This is a genomic window from Vibrio sp. M260121, from assembly GCF_036533715.1.
GTDB lineage: Bacteria > Pseudomonadota > Gammaproteobacteria > Enterobacterales > Vibrionaceae > Vibrio.
The window spans coordinates 41,691-49,332 of the sequence record NZ_JATABF010000043.1 but is presented as its reverse complement, the minus strand read 5'-3'; the positions used below and the strand labels follow the sequence as shown (position 1 = coordinate 49,332).

Genomic DNA, 7,642 nt, shown 5'->3' with positions numbered 1-7,642 from the left:
CCGCAACCAATTCTCTTTCGAGAATATGCGACACTAGCTCAGTTGGTAGAGCGCAACCTTGCCAAGGTTGAGGTCACGAGTTCGAACCTCGTGTGTCGCTCCAATTTTCTCAATGTAGAAAGCGATAGCCCTCATTGTGCTTAACAGTGACATGCGACACTAGCTCAGTTGGTAGAGCGCAACCTTGCCAAGGTTGAGGTCACGAGTTCGAACCTCGTGTGTCGCTCCAATTTTATAGCTTTCATTGTGCTTAACAGTGAATTGCGACACTCGCTCGTTTACAGAGCAAACTTACCAAGGTTGAGGTTACGCCTTTCTGTTATGGATAGGGAACTTTGTGTGTCGTTCCAATTCTTATTACTGCTTATAGCAGTGATACATGGACGCGGGATGGAGCAGCTTGGTAGCTCGTCGGGCTCATAACCCGAAGGTCGTCGGTTCAAATCCGGCTCCCGCAACCAATTCACATCGCTCTTTTCATAATGCTGCGAAGCATGAACCCCCTGAAAATCATATTTTAATCCGCATCAGTCGATACCGGACGATTTCGTTTGTGTTTTAAACATGAGATGACTTGTCTGAGCAACGAATTATCTGGTGTTCGGGGTGCTTTCTGCTCTTTAATTAACAGAGTTATCCACATACATCATTCTGTGGATAAGTTGGTTGATAAAGTGTTTTCAGCTTGGGTTTAAAGGGCTGCAAAGAAAGATCTTTTCTTTATTCGACAACAATAAAATTTTCTCTTTACTGCGTAAGTGTATGTTATTTATCGGGAAAGTTGCTTTTATTGCGGATCGGGTGCGTTAAATCAGGATCATTAATTTGTATTTTTTTGATCCTAATCATTTCTTCAGGTTGTGTTTAACTTTTTTCTCTTCCCTGAAATCTTTCGAGTCTTGACTTTTTTTCCACATTCCAGAATTGAGAACAAGGTCATGAATTGAACATGTAAAAAGTGTTTTCAATCTCTTGCATATGAGCTACGCGTTAGGCGTCTCTTGGAAGGCCTTTTTCGACAATTCTGATTAAGCGTTTCTTCTTCGTCTCGATAGAGTCCGATTCATTGGTAGGAAATTGGCTGAATTGCTGTTCTAGAGCCCAATTGATATGTTCATCTAGTAATTCACTTTCACCACGACGACTCTCTAAGGCGTCAATGGCCTTTTGGCTGTATTCTGCATTACCAAGTGCGACAGAAATATTACGCAACCATTGTAAGTGGCCAATTCGGCGGATAGCAGACCCTTCCATTTGTTTTAGGAAGGTTGCCTCATCCCAATTGAACATAGTAATGAGATCTGGGTCTTCAAAACTATCACGGCGGTGAAAGTCTTCTTGAACTGTGACTTCTGCGTATCGGTTCCATGGACAAACTAACTGACAATCGTCGCATCCGTAGATGCGATTTCCCATCGGCTTGCGGAACTCTTCAGGAATAACACCATCAAATTCGATAGTGAGATATGAGATACATCGTCTAGCATCCACGACTTTTTCATCGACGATTGCTTGTGTCGGGCATGATGTGATGCACGCTTTACACTTGTCACATTGGTCAACACTTGGTTCGTCTGCTGGTAATGGTAAGTCGATAAGTAACTCGCCAAGGAAAAACCAAGAGCCACAGTCCTTATCCAAGATCAGAGAGTGCTTGCCCGTCCAGCCTAACCCGGCTTTTTGAGCCAGTGGGCGTTCAAGGATCGGGGCTGAGTCGACAAAGGGGCGATAGCCATATTGGCCGACTTCTTGCTCAATAAGTTTGCCAAGTTTATTAAGCTGCTTTCTGACCAACTTGTGATAATCACGGCCAAGCGCATAGCGACTGATGTATGCGTGGTTCTTATTTGCCAAATTGGAAGCAAACTTGGCTTCTGGTGGTAGGTAATCCATGCGCACGCTGATGACGCGTACTGTTCCCGGTAGAAGTTCATTTGGCCTGGCGCGCATCATGCCGTGACGAGCCATCCAGTCCATAGAGCCATGATAGCCAGCATCAAGCCATTTTTGCAGAGCCGCTTCATGTTCACTAAGATCAACATCGCAGATACCGACTTTCTGAAAGCCGAGCTCTTTACCCCAAATTTTGATTTGTTGAGCGAGTTGTTCGAAGTTCATGTTTTATCACCGAGATAAAGGGGGGCGGATCTTACCGGATCTTATGAATGGGCGCCACCAGAAAGTCTAGATAAGTATTTTGAAACAAAGTCAGCAAAAGTTGACGTGGGCATGAGCAATTTTCCTTATGCATTCAATAGAATCAGGTAATTAGGATTTGTCTTTTTTGGTCATTTTTTCGCATATATGACATTTGAGAGCTTGTCTCTCAAAACCAACACAGTTTACTATTCCTGTTCTTTTGATTTTTATATAGTCAACGATCATTAGTTAGAGAAACATCAATGAGCACGAAACAATTTAATCTTAAAGATGAGCATGAAACGGTAGCTCTAGGTACCGCATTGGCTCAGCTTTGTTCTCAACAAACCACCATTTATCTGCACGGTGATCTGGGTGCGGGTAAAACAACCTTCAGTCGTGGTTTTGTCCGTGCTCTTGGCCATCAAGGTAATGTAAAAAGCCCGACCTATACTTTGGTTGAACCTTATCAGCTAGATAAGTGGCAAGTTTACCATTTTGATCTTTACCGATTGGCGGATCCGGAAGAGTTGGAATTCATGGGGATTCGAGACTACTTCACGGATGATGCGATTTGTTTGGTGGAATGGCCAGAGAAAGGGCAAGGAATGCTGCCACAACCAGATCTTGATGTGGACATTCGTTACCAAGGCGAGCAGCGTGTAGCCGAACTAACGGCGAACAATGAATATGGTGTGCAGTTACTCAGTCGATTGGAGCTATGTTGAGTCTTCCTAAATTTAGAGTAGTGGCGGCGTTTGTCGCCACTTTTCTCCTTATCATCCCCAATTTAGCATTTGCTAACGTCGTAAAAAGTTTCCGAGTTTGGCCTTCACCAGATGAGACTCGTGTCGTCATCGATTTGAGCTCGGAAGCAGATTATTCCTATTTTTCTCTGTCTGGACCAGACCGCTTAGTCGTGGATATTAAAAACACCACGATGCAAGCCAAATTACCAGTGACCGTAACTGACAGTCCGGTTCTAAAGCGGGTTCGCAAGAGTTCTCCTCCGAGCAAAGGTACATACCGTCTGGTATTTGAGCTCAAAAAGAACGTTAAAGCTGAACTCTTCACGCTAAAGCCAACGCCGGCTGGGCAATATGGCCACCGTTTGGTTATTGACTTGCCACATGGCGCGAAGACATCGACAGCAGCAACCAGTACACCGAAACCAAGTACTCCAGCAATACCAAGTAAAGACATGAGCTCGGTGAAGCGCGCACAAGAGATTCTTATTGTCATCGACCCTGGTCATGGTGGTGAAGACCCTGGTTCAATCGGTCCATCGCGTCGTAAATATGAAAAGGATGCGGTGCTGAGCATTTCTCGTAAGATCTCGGCTCAGTTAGATGCGGTTCCAGGTATCAAAACTCGTATGACTCGTAACGGTGACTACTTTGTTAACCTCAACCGTCGTGTGGCGATTGCGCGTGAGAACAATGCGCACCTGCTAATTTCGATTCACGCTGATGCGTTCACGTCTCCAAAACCTCGTGGTGGTTCGGTATTTGTATTGAATACTCGTCGTGCAAACACAGAAATTTCACGTTGGGTTGAAAACCACGAGAGACAATCTGAGTTGCTCGGCGGATCGGGTACGGCGTTTGTTAGCAACACCAATGATCGTAACGTGAACCAAACATTGTTGGATCTTCAGTTTAGCCATTCGCAGAAAGAAGGCTATAAGCTAGCTACCAACATTCTTGGCGAGATGGGTAAAGTTGCTCGTTTGCATAACTCGAAGCCGATCAATACCAGCTTGGCGGTTCTGCGTTCCCCGCAAATCCCTTCAGTTCTGGTTGAAACAGGTTTTATCTCGAACCCAACGGAAGAGAAGTTATTGTTCCAACGTGCGCACCAAGACAAGCTAGCACGTGCTATCACTAAAGCGGTTGTACAATATCTGAAAGATAACCCGCCAGAAGGCACAGTGTTCTCGTCTTCTGCTAAGCCATCGATTCATACTGTGAAACGTGGTGAATCGCTGTCTGTGATTGCTCAGAAATACGGTACGTCGACCAAAGCCATCATGAGCGCGAACAAGCTTAAATCGAGTGGTTTGGCGGTTGGTCAAAAACTGAAAATTCCTGGTTCTGGTGCGGCGTCGGTTTCTATTCCGAACAAGCCAAATACCGTTGAAACTGAGACGATCACACACACGGTTAAATCCGGAGAGTTTCTTGGCAAGATAGCCAGTCACTACAAAGTGAAAATTGCGGATATTCGCCGTGAGAACAACCTGAAATCAGATACGCTTTGGGTTGGCCAGAAGTTGAAGATCACTGTCGCAGTGAAAGACAAACCGATCCGCAAGCACAAGGTTGCTCGCGGTGAATACCTAGGTAAGATTGCATCGAAGTATGGCGTTAGCGTGTCAAGTATTCGTAAGGCGAACAACTTACGTTCTGATGAACTAGCGGTTGGGCAGGTGCTGATCATTCCAAACAAATAAGTGAGCTGATAACTCATCATGACCATCAAGATTTTGCCAGCTCGACTGGCAAACCAAATCGCGGCAGGGGAAGTGGTTGAAAGACCCGCCTCTGTCGTGAAAGAACTGGTAGAAAACAGTCTCGACTCTGGCGCGACTCGTATTGATATTGATATCGAGAAAGGTGGCGCCAAGCTGATTCGCGTGCGCGATAACGGCAAAGGGATTGTGAAAGATGAGTTAGGTCTGGCGTTGAGTCGTCATGCTACTTCTAAGATCCACACATTGGACGATCTTGAAGCCATCATGAGTTTGGGTTTCCGTGGTGAGGCGCTAGCGAGTATCAGTTCGGTATCGCGCTTAACCATGACTTCTCGCCCGGCAGCGCAAGAACAAGCGTGGAGTGCCTACTCGGAAGGGCGTGAGATGAAGGTTAAACTCCAGCCGACGGCACACCCAATTGGTACGTCGGTTGAAGTGCTCGATTTGTTTTTTAACACCCCCGCTCGCCGTAAATTCCTCCGTACCGAGAAAACTGAATTTGCTCATATCGATGAATTATTGAAGCGTATTGCATTGAGCCGCTTTGATGTCACTATCAACGTGCGTCATAACGGCAAAATGATTCGCCAATACCGTGCGGCAAAGAATCAGCTTCAGACCGAAAAGCGTATTGCTGCAGTATGTGGTAATGCCTTTGTGCGTAATATGCTACGTATCGAATTGGAGCATCAAGGTCTCAAGCTGCATGGCTGGATTACCACGCCAGAAGGGGCGAGACAGCAGAGTGACTTACAATACTGCTACGTGAATGGTCGCATGATGCGTGACAAGTTGATTAACCACGCGATTCGCCAAAGTTACGAAACCAGCTTAAAGCCGGATCAGTTCGCCGCGTATGTATTGTTTATTGAGCTCGACCCGCACCAAGTGGATGTTAACGTGCATCCAGCCAAGCATGAAGTGCGTTTCCATCAAGCCCGCTTAGTGCATGACTTTATCTATCAAGCTTTGGCAGATGCGCTTGCACAAAGCTCAGTGATTGATAAACCCCACGTCAACGAATCCGCGTTCCACCATGCCGATCCTGTTGAATCTTTTGAGGCGAGCACGGCAAATCAAGAACCAGTCAGCGCACCAGAGCCTGTGACCTCTCCTGTGCCAGAGCAAGTCTATCAAGCGATTGATAACACTCCAGCTTATCCGGGGCGTTCAGACTATGAATCGAAACCTCGCGATAGGGCGTCAAGTGATGCTTCTGTGCGAGAAGCACGTCCGGCAGATTCTTTCAGACGAACAGATTGGGTTGAATCAAAACCTGCGCCTAAACCAAGTTCTAACAGAGAACAACGTCATGCTGAGGCTGCGCCAAGTAAACAAGAAGTGCGCGCTTATCATGAATTGCTTCAAACGCCAGATTTTGAGCCTCAAAAAGAAGCGCCAAAAGCGTCAGTTAGCACATCGGCAGAAGCTGCTTTACCGCCAGTTACGGCATTAAGTAAAGCGCTGGCTGTGGTGGACGAGCAGTTTGTCTTGATGAGCAGCGATAGTGGTGTAGCTTTGGTTGCACTGCCAAGAGCAGAGTTCTATCGAACCAAAGGTCAGCTCACACCGAGCGATGGAGCGTTAAAAGCTCAACCGTTACTGGTGCCATTATCGGTGAAGCTAGAGCCGGAGATGGTTCAGCTCGCGCAGGATTATCAGCAAGACTTTGCTCAGTTGGGCATCCAGCTTAAAGCGAGAAATGATAAAGCTCTGATGGTTATGGGCGTGCCATCACCACTGCGTCAACAAAACTTACAAAATTTGATACCAGATCTGTTATCTTACGCGCAAACTCGCGTGAGGGGAGAGGGAGCAACGGCTCAGCTGTTATCAGAGCTGATAGATTGGCTTGCTTTGCAGGTCACCACTGTTAAGAGCCACTATACTCTTTCCGAAGCCATTCAAATTATTGCGGAACTTGAACAGTTAAGACATGGTCAATTGCCATTAGAAGACACAAAATTTGTGTCTGCTGTTGATTTCTCTGCCACGATTGCCAAATTAAGACCATGACAGACAAACTACCTTTGGCGCTATTCCTAATGGGGCCAACCGCATCAGGTAAAACAGAACTAGCGATTCGCCTTCGTCAAAAGTTTCCGGTTGAGATCATCAGCGTGGATTCGGCGTTGATCTACAAAGACATGAACATTGGAACGGCGAAACCTGATGAACGCGAACTGAGCCTAGCGCCACATCGTCTTATCGATATTCTTGATCCAAGTGAATCATACTCTGCGGCGGACTTCCGTCGTGATGCACTACAGGCAATGGATGACATTGTTGCAGAAGGAAAAATTCCGCTCTTAGTTGGCGGTACAATGCTGTATTACAAAGCGTTACTTGAAGGCTTATCACCTCTTCCTGCTGCAAATCCTGAAATTCGTCAGCAAATTGAGCAAGAGGCATTGACTAAAGGTTGGTCGGTGTTGCACGATGAGCTGAAAGAGATTGATCCTGTATCAGCTGCGAGAATTCATCCAAACGATCCTCAACGTTTATCGAGAGCGTTGGAAGTCTTCCGTATTTCAGGTAAAACTCTTACTGAGTTGACTCAAACTAAAGGCGACAGCTTGCCTTACCGAGTCAAACAGTTTGCAATAGCTCCCAAGGACAGGGCAGAACTTCACCGTCGAATTGAACTACGTTTCGATAAGATGATGGAAGCGGGTTTTGAAGAGGAAATGAAAGCGTTGTATGCGCGCAAGGATCTTCACCCTGATCTTCCTTCTATCCGTTGCGTTGGCTACAGACAGATGTGGGAGTACTTAGATGGGGACTGCACACGCGACGAAGCCGTTTTTCGTGGCATTTGTGCAACTCGTCAATTGGCCAAGCGTCAAATCACCTGGTTACGCAGCTGGAATGATTTAACTTGGTTGGATAGCGATAACATTGAACAGGCACTTGAAACCATGTCAGAAGCAATAGCATCTGATTGAGATAGCTGTGTATAATGTGATCGTTTTTGCGTGAACGCACTCTCAAAGGATCTGTTATTGGCGGTTTTTATACTATGCTGCTAAT

The 7,642-nt window shown here is 46.2% G+C and carries 5 protein-coding genes and 3 tRNA genes; 7 read left to right on the top strand and 1 reads right to left on the bottom strand.

The features are described from left to right. The first annotated feature begins 27 nt into the window (after positions 1–27). The 3 genes from QTO06_RS20040 to QTO06_RS20030 all read left to right on the top strand — a co-directional run bounded on the left by QTO06_RS20040 (position 28) and on the right by QTO06_RS20030 (position 461). Positions 28–103 (top strand) — tRNA-Gly (locus QTO06_RS20040). Between the two features lie 50 nt (positions 104–153). Beyond that, a tRNA-Gly gene (locus tag QTO06_RS20035) sits at positions 154–229 on the top strand. A 155-nt stretch (positions 230–384) separates the two neighbouring features. Beyond that, positions 385–461, top strand: a tRNA-Met gene (locus QTO06_RS20030). A 529-nt stretch (positions 462–990) separates the two neighbouring features. Here the strand turns inward: QTO06_RS20030 and queG are convergent. After that, positions 991–2,118, bottom strand: a complete 1,128-nt coding sequence (queG, locus tag QTO06_RS20025) for a tRNA epoxyqueuosine(34) reductase QueG (protein ID WP_331409494.1) — start codon at positions 2,116–2,118, stop codon at positions 991–993. A gap of 284 nt (positions 2,119–2,402) precedes the next feature. Here queG and tsaE point away from each other — a divergent pair, with 284 nt between their 5' ends. From tsaE to miaA, 4 genes are read left to right on the top strand one after another with little or no spacing between them, the layout of a single operon-like run. Then, positions 2,403–2,867, top strand: coding sequence for a tRNA (adenosine(37)-N6)-threonylcarbamoyltransferase complex ATPase subunit type 1 TsaE (gene tsaE, locus QTO06_RS20020; RefSeq protein WP_005438321.1), 465 nt, complete (start codon positions 2,403–2,405; stop codon positions 2,865–2,867). After that, positions 2,861–4,591, top strand: coding sequence for a LysM peptidoglycan-binding domain-containing protein (locus QTO06_RS20015; RefSeq protein WP_331409492.1), 1,731 nt, complete (start codon positions 2,861–2,863; stop codon positions 4,589–4,591). The genes tsaE and QTO06_RS20015 overlap by 7 nt, the downstream gene beginning before the upstream one ends. Positions 4,592–4,609: 18 nt before the next feature. After that, the gene (gene mutL, locus QTO06_RS20010) at positions 4,610–6,628 is read left to right on the top strand and encodes a DNA mismatch repair endonuclease MutL (RefSeq protein ID WP_331409490.1); all 2,019 of its coding nucleotides are present in this window, start codon (positions 4,610–4,612) and stop codon (positions 6,626–6,628) included. Continuing rightward, positions 6,625–7,557: a tRNA (adenosine(37)-N6)-dimethylallyltransferase MiaA gene (gene miaA, locus QTO06_RS20005; RefSeq protein WP_038892651.1), complete on the top strand. Its 933-nt coding sequence runs from the start codon at positions 6,625–6,627 to the stop codon at positions 7,555–7,557. The genes mutL and miaA overlap by 4 nt, the downstream gene beginning before the upstream one ends. Positions 7,558–7,642: the final 85 nt, after the last annotated feature.